The sequence below is a fragment of the Flavobacterium chuncheonense genome (genome assembly GCF_042686145.1).
Classification (GTDB): domain Bacteria; phylum Bacteroidota; class Bacteroidia; order Flavobacteriales; family Flavobacteriaceae; genus Flavobacterium; species Flavobacterium chuncheonense.
On record NZ_JBHUPC010000012.1, the window covers coordinates 489,423 to 511,457 of the forward strand.

The 22,035-nt window shown below is 34.4% G+C and carries 24 protein-coding genes; 15 read left to right on the top strand and 9 right to left on the bottom strand.

Annotated elements, in window-relative coordinates:
- Positions 1-9: 9 nt before the first annotated feature.
- Together scpA and ACFS5J_RS06225 are read left to right on the top strand one after the other, a co-directional pair.
- Entirely contained in the window at positions 10-2,127 is a 2,118-nt protein-coding gene (gene scpA, locus ACFS5J_RS06220) for a methylmalonyl-CoA mutase (RefSeq protein ID WP_379811194.1), read from the top strand.
- A 61-nt stretch (positions 2,128-2,188) separates the two neighbouring features.
- On the top strand, positions 2,189-3,316 hold the full coding sequence (locus tag ACFS5J_RS06225; RefSeq protein ID WP_379811195.1) for a methionine aminotransferase: 1,128 nt from the start codon (positions 2,189-2,191) through the stop codon (positions 3,314-3,316).
- On the opposite strand, the gene ACFS5J_RS06230 is transcribed toward ACFS5J_RS06225, so the two are convergent.
- Positions 3,313-3,873 carry a hypothetical protein gene (locus ACFS5J_RS06230; RefSeq protein WP_379811196.1) on the bottom strand — a complete coding sequence of 187 codons (561 nt, stop codon included), beginning with the start codon at positions 3,871-3,873 and terminating at the stop codon, positions 3,313-3,315. The two genes, ACFS5J_RS06225 and ACFS5J_RS06230, sit on opposite strands and share 4 nt — an antisense overlap.
- A 161-nt stretch (positions 3,874-4,034) precedes the next feature.
- Between ACFS5J_RS06230 and ACFS5J_RS06235 the strand changes: the two genes are divergently transcribed.
- Genes ACFS5J_RS06235 through ACFS5J_RS06260 form a run of 6 tightly spaced genes read left to right on the top strand, consistent with a single transcriptional unit; the run spans position 4,035 to position 9,246 of the window.
- Entirely contained in the window at positions 4,035-4,799 is a 765-nt protein-coding gene (locus tag ACFS5J_RS06235; protein WP_379811197.1) for a ParA family protein, read from the top strand.
- Positions 4,800-4,802: 3 nt separating this feature from the next.
- On the top strand, positions 4,803-5,699 hold the full coding sequence (locus ACFS5J_RS06240; protein WP_379811198.1) for a ParB/RepB/Spo0J family partition protein: 897 nt from the start codon (positions 4,803-4,805) through the stop codon (positions 5,697-5,699).
- Positions 5,699-6,259: a DUF5683 domain-containing protein gene (locus ACFS5J_RS06245; protein WP_379811199.1), complete on the top strand. Its 561-nt coding sequence runs from the start codon at positions 5,699-5,701 to the stop codon at positions 6,257-6,259. Before ACFS5J_RS06240 ends, ACFS5J_RS06245 begins: the two co-directional genes overlap by 1 nt.
- Before the next feature lie 45 nt (positions 6,260-6,304).
- Positions 6,305-7,006, top strand: coding sequence for a 4-hydroxy-tetrahydrodipicolinate reductase (gene dapB, locus ACFS5J_RS06250; RefSeq protein WP_379811200.1), 702 nt, complete (start codon positions 6,305-6,307; stop codon positions 7,004-7,006).
- A gap of 31 nt (positions 7,007-7,037) precedes the next feature.
- Positions 7,038-8,621, top strand: a complete 1,584-nt coding sequence (gene lepB / locus ACFS5J_RS06255; RefSeq protein ID WP_379811201.1) for a signal peptidase I — start codon at positions 7,038-7,040, stop codon at positions 8,619-8,621.
- Positions 8,622-8,628: 7 nt separating this feature from the next.
- On the top strand, positions 8,629-9,246 hold the full coding sequence (locus ACFS5J_RS06260) for a WbqC family protein (protein ID WP_379811202.1): 618 nt from the start codon (positions 8,629-8,631) through the stop codon (positions 9,244-9,246).
- On the opposite strand, the gene ACFS5J_RS06265 is transcribed toward ACFS5J_RS06260, so the two are convergent.
- The 8 genes from ACFS5J_RS06265 to ACFS5J_RS06300 form a co-directional block, all read right to left on the bottom strand.
- Positions 9,243-10,274, bottom strand: coding sequence for an endonuclease/exonuclease/phosphatase family protein (locus tag ACFS5J_RS06265; RefSeq protein WP_379811203.1), 1,032 nt, complete (start codon positions 10,272-10,274; stop codon positions 9,243-9,245). The two genes, ACFS5J_RS06260 and ACFS5J_RS06265, sit on opposite strands and share 4 nt — an antisense overlap.
- The gene (locus ACFS5J_RS06270) at positions 10,275-11,153 is read right to left on the bottom strand and encodes a rhomboid family intramembrane serine protease (protein ID WP_379811204.1); all 879 of its coding nucleotides are present in this window, start codon (positions 11,151-11,153) and stop codon (positions 10,275-10,277) included.
- A 1-nt stretch (position 11,154) separates the two neighbouring features.
- A complete protein-coding gene (locus tag ACFS5J_RS06275; RefSeq protein WP_379811205.1) occupies positions 11,155-11,895 on the bottom strand; it encodes a rhomboid family intramembrane serine protease in 741 nt (246 codons plus the stop codon).
- Complete coding sequence (gene mutL, locus ACFS5J_RS06280) at positions 11,892-13,784, bottom strand: DNA mismatch repair endonuclease MutL (protein ID WP_379811206.1); 1,893 nt, start codon at positions 13,782-13,784, stop codon at positions 11,892-11,894. The genes ACFS5J_RS06275 and mutL overlap by 4 nt, the downstream gene beginning before the upstream one ends.
- On the bottom strand, positions 13,785-14,072 hold the full coding sequence (locus tag ACFS5J_RS06285; RefSeq protein WP_379811207.1) for a riboflavin synthase subunit beta: 288 nt from the start codon (positions 14,070-14,072) through the stop codon (positions 13,785-13,787). It lies immediately after the preceding gene.
- Positions 14,073-14,083: 11 nt separating this feature from the next.
- On the bottom strand, positions 14,084-14,308 hold the full coding sequence (locus ACFS5J_RS06290; protein ID WP_379811208.1) for a hypothetical protein: 225 nt from the start codon (positions 14,306-14,308) through the stop codon (positions 14,084-14,086).
- Between the two features lie 129 nt (positions 14,309-14,437).
- Entirely contained in the window at positions 14,438-14,926 is a 489-nt protein-coding gene (ribH, locus tag ACFS5J_RS06295) for a 6,7-dimethyl-8-ribityllumazine synthase (RefSeq protein WP_379811209.1), read from the bottom strand.
- Between the two features lie 3 nt (positions 14,927-14,929).
- On the bottom strand, positions 14,930-15,712 hold the full coding sequence (locus ACFS5J_RS06300; RefSeq protein WP_379811210.1) for a tetratricopeptide repeat protein: 783 nt from the start codon (positions 15,710-15,712) through the stop codon (positions 14,930-14,932).
- A 204-nt stretch (positions 15,713-15,916) separates the two neighbouring features.
- On the opposite strand from ACFS5J_RS06300, the gene recF reads away from it, so the two are divergent.
- From recF to gap, 7 genes are all read left to right on the top strand, one after another.
- The gene (gene recF, locus ACFS5J_RS06305; protein WP_379811211.1) at positions 15,917-16,996 is read left to right on the top strand and encodes a DNA replication/repair protein RecF; all 1,080 of its coding nucleotides are present in this window, start codon (positions 15,917-15,919) and stop codon (positions 16,994-16,996) included.
- A 46-nt stretch (positions 16,997-17,042) separates the two neighbouring features.
- Entirely contained in the window at positions 17,043-18,050 is a 1,008-nt protein-coding gene (murB, locus tag ACFS5J_RS06310) for a UDP-N-acetylmuramate dehydrogenase (protein WP_379811212.1), read from the top strand.
- 60 nt (positions 18,051-18,110) lie between these two features.
- Positions 18,111-18,314, top strand: coding sequence for a membrane or secreted protein (locus tag ACFS5J_RS06315; protein WP_379811213.1), 204 nt, complete (start codon positions 18,111-18,113; stop codon positions 18,312-18,314).
- A 13-nt stretch (positions 18,315-18,327) separates the two neighbouring features.
- Positions 18,328-19,437, top strand: coding sequence for a glycosyltransferase (locus tag ACFS5J_RS06320; RefSeq protein WP_379811214.1), 1,110 nt, complete (start codon positions 18,328-18,330; stop codon positions 19,435-19,437).
- Positions 19,428-20,003: an RNA polymerase sigma factor gene (locus ACFS5J_RS06325; RefSeq protein ID WP_379811215.1), complete on the top strand. Its 576-nt coding sequence runs from the start codon at positions 19,428-19,430 to the stop codon at positions 20,001-20,003. The genes ACFS5J_RS06320 and ACFS5J_RS06325 overlap by 10 nt, the downstream gene beginning before the upstream one ends.
- 108 nt (positions 20,004-20,111) lie before the next feature.
- Positions 20,112-20,987 (top strand): lipoyl synthase, encoded by an 876-nt coding sequence (lipA, locus tag ACFS5J_RS06330; protein ID WP_379811216.1) that lies wholly within the window; start codon positions 20,112-20,114, stop codon positions 20,985-20,987.
- 20 nt (positions 20,988-21,007) lie between these two features.
- Positions 21,008-22,006, top strand: a complete 999-nt coding sequence (gap, locus tag ACFS5J_RS06335; RefSeq protein ID WP_379811217.1) for a type I glyceraldehyde-3-phosphate dehydrogenase — start codon at positions 21,008-21,010, stop codon at positions 22,004-22,006.
- The last annotated feature ends 29 nt before the right edge of the window (positions 22,007-22,035 follow it).

Here is a 22,035-nt window from a genome sequence, read left to right on the forward strand (position 1 = left end):
TTATATACTATGAGAAAAGATATACAACATATAAAATTAGGAACTCAACATTCAGAAACAATAAACAAAGCGTCTTTTGTTACTGCAGAGAATATTGAAGTTAAAACCAACTACTCGAAAGAAGACATTGAAAAGCTAGAACACATTGGTTTTGGTGCAGGTTTCGCACCAAATTTACGCGGACCCTATAGTACCATGTACGTACGCCGTCCGTGGACCATTCGTCAATATGCAGGTTTTTCAACGGCTGAAGAAAGTAATGCATTTTACAGAAGAAACTTAGCGGCTGGACAAAAAGGGTTATCAGTTGCCTTCGATTTAGCAACACACCGTGGGTACGATTCAGATCATGAACGTGTGGTAGGTGACGTTGGAAAAGCCGGAGTTGCTATCGACTCGGTAGAAGACATGAAAGTACTTTTCGACCAAATCCCATTAGGCGAAATGTCGGTTTCAATGACCATGAACGGTGCAGTTTTACCTATTATGGCTTTCTACATCGTAGCTGCCGAAGAACAAGGTGTTGCACCTAACCTCTTATCCGGAACCATTCAAAATGATATTTTGAAGGAATTCATGGTGCGTAACACTTACATTTACCCACCTACTCCTTCAATGAAAATCATTGCTGACATATTTGAATACACGAGTAAATTCATGCCGAAGTTCAATTCGATTTCCATTTCGGGTTACCACATGCAAGAAGCAGGTGCTACTGCCGATATCGAGTTGGCCTATACTTTAGCCGACGGATTGGAATACATCCGCACCGGTTTAGCTGCAGGTATGGATATTGATACGTTCGCACCACGCCTTTCCTTTTTCTGGGCTATTGGGATGAACCATTTCATGGAAATTGCCAAAATGCGTGCCGGTCGTATGCTTTGGGCAAAATTATTGAAGCAATTTGAACCAAAAGACGAAAAATCATTAGCATTACGTACACACTGTCAAACATCGGGTTGGAGTTTAACCGAGCAAGATCCTTTCAACAATGTAGCTAGAACAGCTATCGAAGCAGCGGCAGCAGCTTTTGGAGGAACGCAATCGTTACACACGAATGCCTTAGACGAGGCCATTGCATTGCCAACTGACTTCTCAGCACGTATTGCACGTAACACCCAAATCTTCTTACAAGAAGAAACCAAAATTTGCAAAACCGTTGACCCATGGGCAGGAAGTTATTATGTCGAAAGCTTAACCGCTGAAATTGCAGAAAAAGCATGGGCTTTAATTGAAGAAGTTGAAGCACTTGGTGGAATGACCAAAGCAATTGAAGCAGGAATCCCAAAATTACGCATTGAAGAAGCTGCAGCTCGTAAACAAGCACGTATCGACAGCGGACAAGATATTATTGTTGGAGTTAACAAATACCGATTGGAAAAAGAAGATCCATTACACATTTTGGATGTGGACAACCAAATGGTACGCAAACAACAAATTGAGCGATTAGACCAAATTAAAGCAACGCGAGATAACGCAAAAGTAGCCGAATGTTTAGCCAAACTAACCGAATGTGCAAAAACAGGAAACGGCAACTTATTAGATTTAGCAGTAGATGCAGCGCGAAATAGAGCCACTTTAGGTGAAATTAGTGATGCCTTAGAAACTGTTTTCGGAAGATACAAAGCACAAATTAGAAGTTTTAGTGGCGTGTATAGTAAAGAAATTAAAAACGACGAAAGCTTTGAAAAAGCAAAACAATTAGCAGATGCCTTTGCTAAAAAAGAGGGACGTCGCCCAAGAATTATGATTGCCAAAATGGGACAAGACGGTCACGACCGTGGTGCTAAAGTAGTGGCTACAGGTTATGCCGATGTAGGTTTTGACGTAGATATTGGTCCATTATTCCAAACACCCCAAGAAGCCGCGAAACAAGCCGTTGAAAATGACGTACATATTTTAGGGGTTTCTTCTTTGGCAGCTGGACACAAAACATTGGTTCCTCAAGTAATTGAAGAATTGAAAAAATACGGGCGCGAAGATATTATGGTGATTGTAGGGGGTGTTATCCCAGCGCAAGACTACCAATATTTATTTGACGCCGGAGCAGTAGCGGTTTTTGGACCTGGAACCAAAATTAGTGATGCTGCTATTACCATTTTAGAAGTTTTATTGGAAGAATAAAAAATTATATTTATTACATTTGAAACACCAACAGCAGTTGGTGTTTTTTTTTATTTTTAAAATGTCAAAACTACCCAATAGCACCACTAGTATCTTCTCCGTAATGTCGCAATTAGCGAACCAACACGGCGCTATTAATTTATCACAAGGCTTTCCAAATTTCCCAGAAGACGAACGCTTGTTGAAAATTTCAGAGCGCATTATTCGTGAAAACATTCACCAATATACTCCCATGGTGGGTTTGCCTTCCCTACTGGAAAAAATTGCGCATCAAACGGAAAAACAATACCATAGAAAAGTCAACACCGCTACTGAAATGTTGATTACAGCTGGTGCCACGCAAGGTGTTTTTACAGCCATTAATACATTTGTGAATGCGAATGACGAAGTCATTATTTTAGATCCAAGTTATGACAGTTATGAACCTTCTGTTTTAGTCGCTGGAGGAAAACCCGTCCGTGTTTCGTTAAATTTAGATTACACCCCGAATTTTAACAAAATTGAAGCCGCGATTACGTCAAAAACCAAAATGATTGTGGTGAATAATCCGCACAATCCTACAGGAAGAATTTGGACAGAAAGTGATTTTGAAGCATTGGAAACTATTTTAGAAAAACATCCTGAAATTCTAATTTTAGGAGATGAAGTTTACGAATACATTACGTTTACTCAACCACATATTTCATTCAATACCAGAGAAAAATTAAAACACCGAACGATTATCGCTTCCTCTTTTGGAAAATCATTACACGTAACAGGTTGGAAAGTAGGTTACTTAATTGCACCTGAAAATTTGATGCACGAAATGAAAAAAGTACACCAATTTTTAGTTTTCAGTGTGAATAGCTTTTCCCAACATGCCATTGCTGAATATTTAGATCTTGTAGATTTCAATATCATTTCAAAAATGTACCAATCAAAACGTGATTTATTTCAAAACCTATTAAAAGACAGCAGATTTGAATTAATGCCATGCGATGGAACATATTTTCAAGTAGTCAATTATAATAGCATTTCAAATGAGAATGACATTGATTTTGCTAAAAAATTAATCACCGAGCATGGCGTAGCTGCAATACCAATTTCCGTGTTTTATGCCGATGCAACCGATAAACACATGTTGCGTTTTTGTTTCGCTAAAACGGATGACACTTTAATTGCCGCAGCTGAAAAACTATGCTTGCTTTAAGCTATAGCTGCTTCAATTGCTTTCACTGCAGGTAAAAAATCAATTTCTTCTACCTCTTTAAAAAAGTCAATTTCGTGTAGATGTGGCAAGAAATCGGAAACGATACGCACCACAAAATCTTGAGGTCGTTTTAAGGCCATAAACGTATAGTCTTCCATATTAATTATAGTTCCAATAGTAAGGTGTGAGGTTTTTACAAATTTATCAGACGTCAACGAAAACAAACACGGTAATTGCGTTTTAGAATTGGAAACAATAATACTTCCATTTTCAAACAACTCCCCTTTATAACCGTATAATGAAGCTGCTGTAATTTCGACTGGATTTCCTTTTTGTAAAGCTTCGGGTTGAATTTCTTCCTGACCCACAATCGCTGCAAACCCCAATAAAACAGTACAGTCCGACTGTGGCAACTGCATCATTGTCTTTGCAATAGCTTCTCTTCCTATGCCGCAAGTAACTACTTCATATTCATGCTTTTTATCGGAAATAGCACTAATTGCCACAAGTGTTTTCTCGCGTTCTATTTCCATAGGAGTCAAAATTGTAATCTTCATTTTTGTAAAAATTTATCACAAAAATACAATTCAAAAATCAAAAACAAGTCAGTTTTCAACTAAGATATTATAAAATTGAAAAACCTTTCGCTGTTGAAAAATTTCACTTGAATAAACCATAAATAATTGTATTTTTACCATTCAAAAATTTTAAACAACAAATGGGTAAAATCATAGCAATTGCCAATCAAAAAGGTGGCGTAGGTAAAACAACAACATCCGTAAATCTTGCCGCAGCTCTTGGAGTTTTAGAAAAAAAGGTGCTTTTAATTGATGCTGACCCTCAGGCCAACGCAAGTTCTGGTTTGGGCATCGATATTGAAACTGTAGAAGTTGGAACTTATCAAATCTTAGAGCATAGTAATACCCCAAAAGAGGCTACAATAAACTGTACGGCACCTAATGTACATGTTATTCCAGCCCATATTGACTTGGTTGCTATTGAAATTGAATTGGTCGACAAAGAAAACCGTGAATACATGCTGAAACAAGCTTTAGAATCGGTAAAAGACGAATACGATTATATTATTATTGACTGTGCGCCTTCATTAGGTTTACTTACATTGAATGCTTTAACAGCTGCTGACAGTGTAGTGATTCCTATTCAATGTGAATATTTCGCTTTAGAAGGACTAGGTAAATTATTAAACACTATTAAAAGTGTTCAAAAAATCCACAATCCAGAATTGGATATTGAGGGCCTATTGTTAACCATGTACGATTCACGTTTACGTTTATCCAATCAAGTGGTTGAAGAAGTACAAAAACACTTCAACAATATGGTATTTGAAACAATCATTCAACGTAATATCAAATTGAGTGAAGCACCAAGTTTTGGCGAAAGTATTATCAATTATGATGCTACAAGTAAAGGCGCAAGCAATTACTTGAACTTAGCAGAAGAAATTATAAAGAAAAACAATTAGAAGATGACGAAAGCAGTTAAGAAACAAGCTCTAGGTAGAGGTTTATCAGCACTATTAAAAGACCCTGCAAACGATATTAAATCGGTTGAGGATAAAGGTGCTGATAAAGTTGTAGGTAATATTATTGAGCTTGAATTAGATGCAATTGAAATAAACCCGTTTCAACCGAGAAGTAATTTCAACGAAGAAACACTTAGAGAATTAGCCATTTCCATTAAAGAATTAGGTGTAATTCAACCGATTACCGTTCGTAAACTTGACTTTAACAAATATCAGTTAATCTCGGGTGAGCGAAGACTTCGCGCTTCTAAATTAGCAGGTCTTGAAACAGTACCGGCTTACATTCGTTTGGCAAATGACAACGAATCCTTGGTAATGGCATTGGTGGAAAACATTCAACGTCATGACTTAGACCCTATCGAGATTGCCATTTCGTACCAACGTTTAATTGATGAAATCAGTCTTACACAAGAAGAGTTAAGTGATCGCGTAGGAAAAAAACGTTCTACAATTACCAACTATTTACGTCTTTTGAAATTAGACCCGATTATTCAAACAGGAATCCGTGACGGCTTTATTTCAATGGGACATGGTAGAGCACTTATCTCTGTTGAAGATGAAGATGTGCAATCACAAATTTACCACAAAGTAGTTACTGAAAATTTATCGGTAAGAGAAACTGAAGCTTTGGTAAAAAAACATCAAGACAGTTTAAAACCTAAAGCAGATAAACCAAAAGGCAACGGTTTTGAAATTGAAGAAACAGAAAAGAAAGTTTTTACAGATTTCTTTGGTGCTAAAGTTGATGTGAAGGTGGCAGGAAACGGAAAAGGAAAAATTACTATTCCTTTTCATTCGGAAGAAGACTTTAACCGTATTTTGAAATTGATTAACAGTTAGTGAAACATTCTTTTTTAATCATATTGACCTTATTTTTCTTAGGGTGCAATCAAATTGTTGCCCAAGAGGAAATCAACCTCAAAGCAAAAGACTCGGTTAAGACTACTATTAATCCTTTAGCTCCAGCAAAAGCCGCATTCTATTCGGCTATTATTCCTGGATTAGGACAAGCTTACAATAAAAAATACTGGAAAATCCCACTGGTTTATGCTGGATTGGGAGTCAGTATTTATTCCTATACATTTAATCAAAAAAAATACCATGAGTTTCGAGACGAGTATAAGAAAAGGTTAGATGGAACATACAATCCTAATGACCCTATTTATGGGACATTAGATAACGATCGTTTAATACGTGGTCAAAAATTTCACCAACGCAATAGGGATTTATCAGCCTTATTCATCGTTGGTATTTATATTTTAAACATAGTTGATGCCAATGTAGACGCGCATTTAATGCAGTTTAATGTGAATGATAATTTATCTCTTCGCCCTGAACTCAACCAAAACGAAATCGACAATAGATTCAATACAGGTTTGCGACTCACTTTTAATTTTTAACACTTAATTGGCTAACAACAGATTCAAAAACAACACTCATATAAAATGAAAATTGCACTTTTAGGATACGGAAAAATGGGGAAAGTTATCGAAAGGATAGCTTTGGAAAGAGGACATGAAATAGTTCTAAAAAAAGGAAGTAACGATTCGTTTGACGGATTAGAAAAAGCCGATGTTGCTATCGACTTTAGCGTTCCTTCAAGTGCTGTAACCAACATTTCTACTTGTTTTGAAATGGGAATTCCAGTGGTTTCAGGTACTACAGGTTGGTTAGAAGATTACAATAAAATGGTAGCGCTTTGTGAAGCTAAAAACGGTAGTTTTATTTACGGTTCAAATTTTAGTTTAGGCGTTAATGTATTCTTCGAACTGAATGCTTATTTGGCAAAAATGATGGCCAACTTGAAACAATACAACGTTTCAATGGAAGAAATCCATCATACGCAAAAACTAGATGCACCTAGTGGAACAGCAATTTCATTAGCTGAAGGTATCATCAACAATACCGAATACAACTCATGGACAATGGAAACTCCAAAAGCTGAAGAAATTCAAATTACAGCAAAAAGAATTGAAAATATTCCTGGTACTCACAGTATTTTTTACGATAGTGAAGTTGATCAAATCGAAATCAAACATACTGCACACAGCAGAGAAGGTTTTGCCTTAGGATCAGTTGTAGCAGCGGAATGGCTTGTGGGTAAAAAGGGAATTTTTACCATGAAAGATGTATTAGGATTAAAATAAGAAAAATAGTTAAAAGCTTAAAAGACAAAATATGGACGCATCAGGTTGGTTATTATTTATCGTTTTAGTACAAATAATACACGGATTAGGAACTTGGAAACTTTACACAAAAGCAGGTAAAAAAGCGTGTGAAGCTTTTGTTCCTGTGTATAACGCCATGGTTTTAATGAAAATTATTAATCGCCCTACTTGGTGGACGTTGTTACTTTTCATTCCGATTATCAACTTGTTCATGTTCCCTATTATATGGATAGAAACATTACGCACATTCAACAAAAAATCAACTACAGATATGATTTTGGGTGTGGTAACTTGTGGTTTATACATTGCTTATGTGAACTATACACAAGTAGTAGTCTATCATGCAAACCGTGATTTAAAAGCACCTACAAAAGCCATCGATACTGCAGGTTCTCTGGCTTTTGCCATTATTGTTGCTACTTTTGTCCACACGTATTTTATACAGCCTTACACCATTCCAACCTCATCGTTAGAAAAATCACTTTTAGTGGGTGACTTTTTATTTGTAAGTAAATTTCATTATGGAGCAAGAACACCAATGACGCCTATTGCTGCGCCAATGGTTCACGATTCATTACCGGTAGTACATACCAAATCGTATACTTCGTGGCCACAATTACCATACTTTAGATTTCCAGGTTTTAGGAAAATTGAACGTAATGACATTGTAGTATTCAACTGGCCTACAGATACCTTGTACAACATGTACAAAGCAGCCGATAAACGCTATGACAAACCAATTGACAAAAAAACCAATTATGTAAAACGTTGTGTAGCTATTCCTGGTGACAGTTTACAAATTAAAAATGGTATCTTATTCATTAATGGAAAAGAATCAATTTTACCAGAAAGGGCAAAACCACAGTATTCATACAAAGTATCTTGGGATGGAAAAACTCCAGTAAATTTAGATTACTTAGAAAAAGAACTTAATATTACAGATGCATACGGACAAATTGCAAAAGATACCTTATTCTTTAGTGCATTACCAATGCAATCGGTAGAACGCCTGAAAAATGTTCCTGGGATCACTTCAGTAACCCGTGTAATTTCAAATGGTGCAGAAGATGGAATTTTCCCTGATTTTGGTGATCGAAAACCTTCAATTTCGAATGATTGGAACAAAGATAACATGGGACCAATTTACATCCCTGAAGCTGGCAAAACCGTAAAATTGGATTCAAAAAGTTTACCTTTTTACAAAAAAATCATCTCTGAATATGAAGGTAATGATTTAAAAGTTAACGGAAACGAAATTAGAATTAACGGTCAAATTGTTACCGATTACACTTTCAAGCAAAACTACTATTGGATGATGGGAGACAACCGTCACAACTCATTAGACGCGCGTTATTTTGGTTATACTCCGGAAAATCACATCGTAGGAACACCAGTATTCATTTGGATGAGTATTGATGGAATTAACAATGGTATTAAAAACTGGAAAATACGTTGGGATCGTTTATTTACTACCGTAAATGGAAAAGGACAACCACAATCGTATTTCCAATATTTCTTAGTTTTATTAGCCATCTATTTTGTTGGAGATTATTTTTGGAAGAAAAAGAAAAAAGAAAAGGAATTAAACAAATAAGCTCGTTATGGAAGTTTTACTTCATCCAACATATTTCCCTTCAATTAGTCATTATACAGCCCTTTTACAAGCTGATAAAATTACTTTTGAAGTAGATGATAATTTTCAAAAACAAACCAATAGAAACCGAATGTACATTTACAGTCCAAATGGATTGCAAATGTTAAACATTCCAGTAAAACACTCAACAGCACCACATCAAAAATTTAGAGATGTTAAAATTGAGAACGCTTTTGGCTGGCAAAAAAATCACTTTAAATCATTAGAAGCGGCTTATAGAACATCACCATTCTTTGAGTTTTTTGAAGATGACATACGTCCCATTTTTGAAAAAGAGCATACTTTTATGATGGATTTGAATTTTCAAATTTTCGAAACTATAAACGAATGTTTAGGCATTGTCCTTCCTTTTGAAAAGACAACAGAATTTTTCTTGGAAATTGATAATCCTAAAGTAAAAGACTTTAGAAATTTGGTAAACGGCAAAAAAGACACGTTTCAAAACGAAGCTTATACACAAGTTTTTGAAGAAAAAAATGGCTTTATTCCTAATTTGAGTATTTTGGATTTACTATTCAATGAAGGACGTCATACTAAAGATTATTTGTTACAACAACAACTTTAATCTTTAACACATAAGCGAGTCATAATTGGAAAATGATCGCTTAATTTCACTTTATTGTTAGTGTTAAACGATTTTACCTCTAACGATTTATCAGTAAACACATAATCAATTCGTGCAGGATAATATTGGAAATTATACGTTTTTCCAAAACCACTACCCGCTTCTTCAAAGGCATCATTCAAATCACCTTTAATGTTGCGGTACACAAAAGAAAATGCACTATTATTCATATCGCCACATATGATCTTCGGATAATCGCAGGCGTCAGAATGTGCACGAATTAAATCGGACTGCAATTGTTGTTCACTAAAAGCACCACTAATTCTTTTGAAAATAAATTTCGATTTATTTTCATCCAATTTTTCATGAATATCAGTGCTGATTTTTATAGATTGTAAATGCATGCTGTACACGCGTAATGTATCTTGCTCCTTAACAATATCAGCAAATATTACGTTATTACTTGATTTAGGGAAATCAATTTCCCCTTTATTGATAATCGGGTATTTTGAAAAAATGGCTTGTCCATATTTATTCTTACCACCATACAATTGCACGTATTGGTGCGGAAAATTACGCAATCTCACACGTTTATTAGGCGAATATTCTTGTAAACACAAAATATCGGGATTATAATCTTGTATCACTTCTGTTATTTGCTCTGGAATATCCTTTGCAGGTAACCACTCGTAGATATTAAACAAACGAACATTGAAACTCATCAACTTAAAATCGTTTGATGATGGCGGTAAATTAGTTTCTGAAAATTTATAAAATTTATTGATGAACGTAAAACCGATAAGTAAAACCATACCAGACAATAGCGCTTTCTTTTTCAACTGTAAAACCCAGATGATAAAAAATATCGAATTCACAATTAAGAAAAAGGGCAAACCTAATGACAATACACTCAAAAAAGGAAACAACTTAGGTGCTAAAAAAGGCAATATATAAGCTACAAAGGTCAGTAAAGCAAATACCTTATTGATAAAAAAGACAAACTTACTAAACCATGATTCGTTTTGCATTTACTTCCCTACTTTAAATAAAAATTCTTTTTCTTCTTTTGACAAACTATCATAACCCGACTGACTTATTTTATCCAAAATGGCATCAATTTTCTTTTGATTCAATTCTTTGTCATAATGCGTTGATGACTTAGATGATGTACTAAATGTAGTATTCTTAGGGTTTTTATGTACTTTCTTAAAAGGTGTCTTGGGTTTTGATGCGCCTTTCATTTTCTCCTCAAAAACATCTTGAATGTTTGAAACACCCCTTGTCAAATCTGTTCCTTGTTGCAAAAGTTTTACAAAAAGAAATCCAAATAAAGCACCACCTAAATGCGCAATATGTCCTCCTGTGTTATTCATAGGTACTTGAACCAAATCGATTAAAACAATTACTGCAGCTACCTGCCATAATTTTACCGTACCAATAAGTGGCATTCGCAACAGCATATAAGGCGCATAAGCTGCAGTAGCCACTAACAATGCCATTATAGCTCCACTAGCTCCTACCAACTGTGAGACACTCCCTAAAAGCAGAAATGATATTAAAAAGACAATCCCAGAAAACATACCGCCTAAGAAATACAACCCTAAGAGTTGACGCTCTGTGAAATAGGTAGTAAACAATCGTCCTGCAAAATTCAATACCATCATGTTAAACAAAAGATGTAAAAATCCGCCATGTAAAAACATATAGGTAAAAAGTGTCCAAGGTGTAGTGCTAAATATATTCCAACTTGAATTTAATGCTAACCAATTAGGCAACACAAAGAAACCATTGGCGAAGCGGTAGAAAAAAAGTAAAGAAAATAAAAATATACCGACATTCCAGAAAATCAAACGTTGTGCAACGCCTCCTGTTCTGTATTGTAATTTTAAGTCGTCTAAAAAATTCATTTTAGTTCCAACGGTTATTGTTAAACTGATTTCTTTTCCAATACCACATCATGATATATCCGAACAAAGCCCCTCCTAAATGTGCAAAATGAGCTATTCCAGTTCCTCCTCCACTTCCAAAAAATGAAGCTCCTTTTAAGCCAAGATACAAATCTATAGCCAATAAACCTGGAACAAAATATTTTGCTTTGATTGGTACAGGAACAAACATTAAAGCCAACTCAGCATTGGGGAACATAAAAGCAAAAGCAACTAATAGACCATAAATAGCCCCAGAAGCTCCAACTGCAGGTATATTATAACTATCATACATTCTTGCTATAATATTTTCAAATCCTTTTATTGTTAAATCTCTTCTTTCTAATAATGTTTCTATGTTTTCACTTGATAAACCATTAGACACTAAAACATCATAACTTGAATTAAATTCGTAATAATTAACTCCTGTATGAAGCAACATTGCACCTAATCCACACGAAAAATAAAAAAATAAAAATTTCTTGCCTCCCCAAAACTGTTCCAATGCACTACCAAAAGAAACCAAGGCAAACATATTGAAAAACAAATGCATAGGCCCACCATGCATAAACATGTGTGTAAGAGGCTGCCAAAAATGAAATTGAGGATTTTCAAAATAATACAAAGCCAAAAGACTTTGTAAATGCGGCATTACATAACTTGCAACAAAGAAAATAATATTAATGATTAGCAAATGCTTAACCATTTCGGTCATTCTTATCATAAAGCAAACTTTTTATCTAAATCTTCCACACTCAAGGTTATGAAAGTTGGTTTATTAAAAGGTGATACATTCGGATCTTTACAAGCGAACAATGAATTTACTAAATTTTCTTGTTCTTTTTCCGACAAATACGTTCCGGTTTTCACCGATAAACTTTTTGCCATTGATTTAGCAATTCCGTCATTTAAAGAAAAAGAACTTTCTGGAATTTCATTTTGTAAATTACTAATTAATTCTTCTAGTACTATAGAAACTTCACTTTCTTGAACGTTTACAGGAATCCCTGATATTTGTATGGTATCATTTGAAATGGTATCAAATACAAAACCAGTATTTTCCAATGAAGGTTGTAATTCTTTTATAAATTGCACTTCATCAACAGAGAAAAATAATTCTAGAGGAAACAGTAATTGCTGACTCGAAGCTTGACTCACGGTGATATTGCGCAAATAATGCTCGTACAAAACACGTTGGTGCGCTTTATTCTGATCAATTACCAACATACCTGACTTAATTGAGCTCACTATATATTTTTTGTGTATTTGGTAGGTACGTGATGTTTCTTTTTCAATTTCGTTATCATTGAACAAAGAACCGGTAACCTCTTCACTTTCAAAAGAAACATTGGTTACAGCTTCTGTATCGGTTTTCAAATCCACATACAAACTCTCCCAAGATGCCGATTCTTTAGGTTGATAATTTCCGCGTGAACTATACGAACTTCCATTCGAACTTCCAGAAAAATTAGAAGTTGAAGAAGTTTTTGCTGAAACTGTTTCTGTTGCAAATGGATTATAATTAGAATCCACTTGAATCGTTGGGAAAGATGACTTTAAGTCTTTGTATTCATAAGGTGTATCCAAATTCGGATCACGTTCAAAATCCAAAACAGGAGCAACATTAAACTGTCCTAAACTGTGTTTGATTGCCGAACGCAAAATAGCATACAATGCCTGCTCATCATCAAACTTAATTTCCGTTTTAGTGGGATGGATATTAATATCAATGGTATGTGGCGGCACATCTAAATACAAGAAATAACTCGGCTGGTTGCCTTCTTTCAGTAAACCTTCATAAGCACTCATGATGGCATGATGCAAATAACCACTTTTAATAAAACGATCGTTCACAAAGAAAAACTGCTCGCCTCTACTCTTTTTAGCAAATTCAGGTTTCCCTACAAAACCACTTATGGTAACAATTTCAGTATCCTCAGAAACAGGAACTAATTTTTCATTGGTTTTTCCACCCAACATATTCACTATACGCTGACGGTAATTTGACGAAGGCAAATTAAACATCTCACTTCCGTTGTGAATCAATGTAAAATAAATAGCAGGATGCGCAAGCGCCACACGTTGAAACTCATCAATAATATGACGCATTTCTACAGTGTCGGATTTCAAAAAATTACGTCGTGCTGGTATATTGAAAAATAAATTCTTTACCAAAAATGATGTCCCTTTTGGCAAAACAGCAACTTCTTGCGAGACAAATTTACTGCCTTCAATAATGATATGATGTCCAAGTTCTTCTTGATCTTGCTTGGTTTTCAATTCAACATGGGCAATAGCCGCTATTGAAGCTAAAGCCTCTCCGCGAAAGCCTTTAGTGTGCAAATCAAATAAATCTTCAGCATGTCGAATTTTGGAAGTAGCGTGACGCGAAAAACACAAACGTGCATCCGTAACACTCATTCCTACTCCATTATCGATTACTTGAATTAAAGTTTTCCCGGCGTCTTTTACGATAAGTTTTATATCGGTTGCTTTGGCATCAATTGCATTTTCTAACAATTCTTTAACCACAGAAGCAGGTCGTTGTACCACTTCTCCAGCTGCAATTTGATTGGCGACATGATCGGGTAATAACTGAATGATACTCGACATTTATTTTATTTTGAAGATCGATAAATCAAAGTCAATGATGAATAGAAAAATCAATAGTAAAACGCCTACTATGATTAATATTCTTCTATTAGCTTCTCTATTTTCGTTGTTTTTATAATCGTTTAATGCCTTTATCAATTTCGTTTTAAGTCCTTTATCCGAACCTACAGTTACACGAAATTCATCAAATTTATGCCTGATTTCAAAAGGATTACCTTCGCCTTTATCATCATAAAAACGAGGTTGATAACTAAATTTTTTGTTTTTTCTTTTGGCTAAAAGTCCCATATAGCATTAGTTTAGTTATTACTGAATGTATTTAGATAATAGATCCCAATCAATAATAATACCAATAAAATCACCAAAATACTCAATGGTAAAGCAGATTTTACTTTTCTGCTACTTCCTTGAGCCTCTTTCCATTTTGAAACAAAATCTTTGTCTGTAGAAGTTGAATTAGCATCTCCAGAAAATCGAGGCTGATAATTAAAAGTTCTATTTTTTGAAGACTTTCCTAATTTCATTTCAAACACAAATTGAGGCGTTGGCAATTATTATCCAAAAATAAGGATTTTTGAGCGTTTATCTCTCAATTTTTTGTTAACAATAAATCCCGCTTTTAGCGGGATTTAAAATATTGTAAAAAAGCTTTATTATGCTTTTCTGTTCAAATCAACCATTTTAATAGCAGCAATAGCCGCTTCAGTTCCTTTGTTTCCATGCTTACCACCACTTCTATCAATAGACTGTTGCATGTTATTATCAGTTAACAAACAAAAGATTGTAGGGATATTGTATTTCATATTCAAATCTTTGACCCCTTGTGTTACTCCTTCGCAAACAAATTCAAAATGCATGGTTTCCCCTTTAATAACACAACCAATTGCAATTACACAATCCACATTTTGTGTTTCAATCATTTTCTTTGAACCATAAATTAATTCAAAACTTCCTGGTACATCCCAGCGAATTATATTTTCTGGCAAAGCACCACAATCTACTAATGCAGCTTTAGCTCCTTCAAACAATCCGTTTGTTATTGTATCGTTCCATTCCGAAACAACAATCCCAAACCGAAAATCATTCGCGTTTGGGATTGTGTTTTTATCGTAATTGGATAAATTTTTATTTTCTGTTGCCATTTGTTATTCAGTCATAGCGATAAAAGCATCAATATTTGCAGCTTCTCTTGAAGTTTCATACTTCTCTTTTATCTGTAAAAATAATCCGTGTGCCTCTTCATTCTTATTGTTCAACATTGCTAATTGCGCTGCTTTGAATAAGAATTTTGGCGTTGTAAAATCGTTATCATTTGCTTCAGCTGCTTTTTTATAATAAGCCATAGCATCATCAATCTTGTTTGTTTCTACATAAGCATCTCCAATTCCACCTAGAGCCAATGCTTTTAAAACTTGATCATCCGATTTAAATGCTAATAAATATTTTTCAGCATTTTGAAAATCTTTCAAATTCAAATAAGACATACCCGCATAGTAGTTGGCAAGGTTTCCAGCTTTAGTTCCTGAAAATTCTTCCGCAACTCCTACGAAACCTAATTTACCTTCTGCACCGTTTAAAGCTAATTTAAACAATGAATCTGTACTTTGTGTATTTGTCAATGCTTCATCAAAATACGTTTGCGCTTGATAAACACTATTTAATGCTTCATCCTCTTTAGGCTGAACGATGAAATTATTATACATTATAAATAAAATTGTTGCCACAGCAATTGCTCCTACAACACCTAATATAATTTTTTGGTTACCTGCTACCCACTCTTCCGTTTTAGAAGCTGTTTCATCTAAGGTATTAAAAACCTCTTCCGTAGTACTTTCACCAGTCTCTACTACTTCTTCAAATTCATTTTCAATATCTTCAACTACTTCTGGTTTCGGGGCTTTGTAACCTCTTTTGTTATATGTTGCCATGTATTTAAAATTTATTAGAGCTGCAAAAATATAATTTTTATTGAAACCTCGGCAAAAAATTGATTTAAAAATACATTTTAGTCATTTTAATTAAAAAACAACGGTGAATAAAATTAAATATGTTATTATTTTAACGACTCACTCATATTCATATTTTGATATTTTACCCTTACTTTTGTACCCTAATAACAAACAAAATCGAAAGTGTTTTTAAAACAACTCACCCTTTTAAATTACAAAAACATCAGCAACCAATCCTTTGATTTTGAATCCAAAATCAACTGTTTTATTGGAAAAAATGGCGTTGGAAAAACCAACATCTTGGACGCCATTTACCACCTAGCTTATGGCAAAAGTTATTTCAATCCACTATCGACCCAAAACATTAAGCACAACGAAGACTTCTTTTTAATAGATGCGACATTCATTAAAAACGAAAAAGAAGAAAAAATAGCCTGTAGTTTAAAAAAAGGGCAAAAAAAAATTGTTAAACGCAACAACAAGAACTACGAAAAACTGTCGGAACACATTGGTTTTATTCCTCTTGTCATTATTTCACCTTCAGATACCGATTTAATTATTGAAGGAAGCGAAACCCGACGAAAATTTATCGATAGCGTTATTTCAATTTCTGATTCACACTATTTAAACCAATTAATACAATACCAAAAACTGGTTTCTCAACGCAATGCGTTGTTGAAATATTTTGCACTCAATCAAACTTTCGACAAAGATAACCTTGCGATTTACGAGGAGCAATTAACTTCAATAGGCACAGCTATTTTCGAAAAAAGAAAGCACTTTTTAGAAAGCTTCATTCCTATTTTTAAAAAATATTACAACATCATTTCAGACGAATCGGAACAAGTGCATTTGGTATATCAAAGTCAATTAATCGAAAATGATTTAGCAACACTTTTCAAAGAAAACCTCAACAAAGACCGAGCTTTACAATACACCAGTTCTGGCATACATAAAGACGATTTATCTTTTGAAATAGATGAATATCCAATAAAAAAATTCGGCTCTCAAGGTCAACAAAAATCATTTCTGATCGCTTTAAAGCTAGCACAATTTGAATTCATAAAAGAGAAAAGTGGAGAATTGCCAATTTTACTTTTCGATGATATTTTTGATAAATTGGATTCTAGTAGAGTTGAAAAAATTATCACCATGGTAAACGACGATGTCTTTGGACAAATTTTCATTTCGGACACCCATGAAGAACGTACGGAAACCATTATACAAACTACCGAACAATCGTACAGTATTTTTAATTTGTAAAGCTGTTTTTTAATTGCTTATTTTTGAATTCGAAAATTCCAAAAACATGATCCTTCAAAATAATTTCTCCTTAAGAGAATACAACACTTTCGGAATTGCAGCTAAAGCCAAGTCTTTTGTTGCAGTACAAAATACAGAAGAGCTAACTACTGTGTTAAAACAGAATGACGACATCTTTGTTTTGGGTGGAGGAAGCAACATGCTGCTTACTAAGGACATTGAAAAATTAGTTGTTCATGTTAATTTAAAAGGAATTACCATTGAAAAAGAAGATCAAGATTACGTTTGGGTAAAAGCAAATGCAGGTGAAAACTGGCATGAGTTTGTTATGTGGTGCTTAGAGCACAACTATGGAGGGATTGAAAACCTATCTCTTATTCCAGGAAATGTTGGCACTACACCTATTCAAAATATCGGCGCATATGGCGTTGAGATAAAAGATACTTTAGCATATTGCGAAGCAATAAATATTGCAACACAAGAATTTAAAACTTTCACAAACGAAGAATGCAAATTTGCATACCGCGAGAGCATTTTTAAAAACGAATTAAAAAATAAATATATCATAACTTCGGTTATTTTTAAACTCACCAAAACAAACCACAAATTAAATACTGCTTACGGTGCCATTGAAACCGAATTAAACGATCGGAAAATTGGCATCCCAACCATAAAAGATGTCAGCAATGCTGTAATTACCATTAGGCAGAGCAAACTTCCCGACCCAAAAGAACTTGGTAATAGCGGTAGTTTTTTCAAAAACCCAATTATCGCTAAGTCACTTTATGAAAAGGCAATTTTGAATTTCCCAGAAATGCCACACTACAAAGTATCCGAAACCGAAGTAAAAGTGCCAGCAGGATGGCTAATCGAACAAGCAGGATTTAAAGGAAAACGTTTTGGTGATGCAGGTATCCACAAAAACCAAGCACTAGTTTTAGTAAATTATGGAAATGCGACCGGCGCTGAAATATTAGCTGTTTCAAAGGACATTCAAGCAACTATTTTAGCTAAATTCGGCATCCCTATTGAAGCAGAGGTTAACATAATTTAGTACAATAACTATTGCCAGTTACGCATTGTTTCGTAAATTTGTTCTCTAAATTCATTTAAGATGAAACTTATTTTCCTTACTGTAGGTATTTTACTTTTAGCTGTAGCTGGAATTGCAATAAAAATATGGGCAAAAAAAGACGGTAAATTTGCTGGCACTTGTGCTAGCCAAAGTCCATTTTTAAACCCTGACGGAGAAAACTGCAGTTTTTGCGGTAAAACTCCTGAGCAAATGAAAGACTGTAACGAAAGTTCTCACGCTTAACCACTACCTTTTTATGATTCTTGACATCTTGTTCATTGGATTTGCCTTTTTTGTGCTTATTCAAATCATTTACTATGTCCTAATTTTTGGAAAATTTTCATTTTCAAAGCCTCAAAATATTACAACTAAAAACGTTCCCATTTCGGTAATAGTTTGCGCTAAAAACGAAGAAGAGAACATCACAAAATTCTTCCCTTTACTTGTTTCTCAAAACTACTCCAATTATGAAATTGTTTTAATAGATGATGCCTCAAGTGATAACACTCGTGATTTATTTGAAGAATATGCTAAACAATACCCTAATGTAAAAGTGGTAAAAGTAGACAATAACGAAGCGTTTTGGGGCAATAAAAAATACGCCTTAACATTAGGAATTAAAGCCGCTAAAAACGACTATTTATTATTCACTGATGCCGACTGTTACCCTACTTCACAAAATTGGATAACCAACATGAGTAGCCAATTTACTTTAAAAAGAACAATAGTATTAGGTTACGGTAGTTACGAAAAAATTAAAAACTCCTTTTTAAATAAAATTATTCGATACGAAACTTTACTTACTGCAACACAATATTTTGCTTGGGCTAAAATCGGCAAACCATACATGGGCGTTGGCCGCAATTTAGCTTACCATAAAGATGAATTTTTCAAAGTTAGAGGCTTTATCGACCATATGAAAGTGCGTTCTGGAGACGATGATCTGTTCATCAATCAAGCCAGTTCAAAAACTAACACAACGATTTGCTTTACGCCTGACAGTTTTACTTGTTCAAAGCCCAAAACAACCTACGCTAGTTGGTTTTTACAAAAAAGAAGACATATTGCGACTGCCAAATATTACAAATCATTTGATCGTTTTCAATTGGGCCTTTTTTACATTTCACAACTTTCATTTTTAGTATTAGCTTTTCTCTTATTAGCTTTTCAACACCAATGGATAATCGTAACCACTTTAATTACACTACGCTATTTATTCACCTGGTTATCGATGGGATATGCTGCTGCTAAATTAAATGAGAAAGATGTCATGTATTGGTATCCTTTCATTGAAATTTTCATTATCTTCACACAGTTGAATTTGTTTTTTACTAATCTTTTTTCGAAACCTGCACATTGGAAATAACACCCGAAATTATTCAAATCCACATAAAGAGAGCACAATCTGGCGACCAAGTTGCCTTTACTTTTTTACTCGATTTTTACTGGAATGAAGTGTATGGTTTTATGCTAAAAAGAACCCAAAATGAAGCAGATGCCGAAGATATTGTAATTGAAACTTTTTCAAAAGCATTTGACAAAATCAACAATTACAACACCGAATTTGGATTCAACACTTGGCTAATTGCTATTGCCAAGAACGTCCACATTGATATGCTTCGCAAAAAAAAATCCTCTCTTTTTATTGACATTAACGACGAGAATGATAGTCACGCTTTTAATGTAATAGACGATAGTCCAAGTGCTGAAGATGATTTAATTACCAAGCAAAATTTATCACAGTTGCTTAACTGCATCAAGCAACTCAAAGCACCTTATCAAGAAGTTATTCAACTGCGTTATTTTCAGGAGATGAGTTATCAAGAAATTGCTGATTTTCTTGAGGAACCTTTAAACAACATCAAGATAAAAATTCTACGTGCTAAAAAACTATTAGCTGAAGTCATTACAAAGGGTAAAAAGAAAAAGTAGACAATATCTTTCTAAGAGTTTTTCAAATACACAAACAAATCTTAAAACTTCATAATTACTCTGATGTTTTAGCAATTCTCATTATCTTTGCATTTCAAATTGAATGCTATGAATACAGTTACTGAAAATGTATTTCCTCCTAGAGAACCGAAACCTAAATGGTTGCGCGTAAAATTACCTACAGGAAAAAAATACACTGAATTAAGAGGATTGGTTGACAAATACAAATTAAATACGATTTGTACATCTGGAAGTTGCCCAAATATGGGAGAATGTTGGGGAGAGGGTACTGCAACTTTTATGATCCTAGGTAACATCTGTACGCGTTCATGTGGTTTTTGTGGTGTAAAAACAGGACGCCCAGAAACAGTAGAATGGGATGAACCAGAAAAAGTAGCACGTTCTATCAAATTAATGAACATCAAACATGCCGTTATTACAAGTGTAGATAGAGATGACATCAAAGATGGCGGTTCAATTATTTGGGCTGAAACGGTTAAAGCCATCAGAAGAATGAACCCAAACACTACTCTTGAAACTTTAATTCCTGACTTTCAAGGTATCGAGCGCAACATTGATCGTATTGTTGAAGTTGCTCCAGAAGTGGTTTCACACAATATGGAAACCGTAAAGAGACTTACACGAGAAGTCCGTATTCAAGCAAAATACGAAAGAAGTCTTGAAGTTTTACGTTACCTTAAAGCACAAGGTATCAAAAGAACAAAATCAGGTATTATGTTAGGCTTAGGAGAAACGGAAGAAGAAGTAATTCAAACCCTACACGATTTAAAAGATGCTAATGTTGATATTGTAACAATAGGTCAATACCTTCAACCAAGTAAAAAACACTTACCGGTTAAAGAATTTATTCGCCCTGAGCAATTTGAAAAATACGAAAAAATAGGAAAAGAATTAGGATTCAGACATGTTGAAAGTGGCGCATTAGTGCGTTCTTCATACCATGCCGAAAAACACATTCATTAATTTATTCGAAAGTTAAAAATTTGAAAACAAGAATTGCAATAAATGGCTTTGGCAGAATAGGAAGAAATTTATTTCGATTATTACTAAATCACCCAACAATTGAAGTTGTTGCTATAAATGATTTAGCCGACAATAAAACCATGAGCCACTTACTTAAGTACGATAGCATTCATGGCATATTGCCTTATAATTGCAGCTATAACGAGAAAGCGATTCTTATCAACGACACAGAATATCTTTTTTTTCACGAAAGAGACATCCAGAATTTAGATTGGAAATCACTAAACATAGATTTCGTAATTGAAGCGACAGGAAAATTTAAAACTTGGGAGGCCGCAAACCAACATATAGAAGCTGGAGCTAAAAAAGTAATTCTTTCTGCTCCACCTGATGACGATGCTATAAAGACTGTTGTACTCGGCGTAAACGAAAACATACTAGATGGTTCTGAAACTATTATTTCAAATGCCAGTTGTACTACAAACAATGCCGCTCCCATGATAAAGGTAATGCAGGATTTATGTGAAATTGAACAAGCCTACATTACTACTGTGCACTCTTTTACAACCGATCAAAGCTTGCACGATCAACCTCATAAAGATTTACGTAGAGCGCGTGGTGCTTCTCAATCCATCGTTCCTACTACAACAGGTGCGGCTAAAGCGCTCACCAAAATATTTCCAGATTTGAATGGGAAAATTGGAGGTTGTGGCATACGAGTACCTGTTCCCGATGGATCCTTAACCGACATTACTCTTAATGTCAAACGAAAAGTTTCAATTGAAGAGATAAATTTAGCTTTTAAAAAAGCTTCAGAAACAACATTTAAAGGGATTTTAGATTACACAGAAGACCCAATAGTTTCTGTAGATATTTTAGGCAATTCCAATTCTTGCCTATTTGACGCACAACTCACTTCCGTAATTGACAATATGGTAAAAATTGTTGGGTGGTATGACAATGAAATAGGTTATTCTTCACGATTAATTGATTTAATTTCACTACTAGCGCGTAAATAATTTTTTTATTATATTTATAAAAATTTACA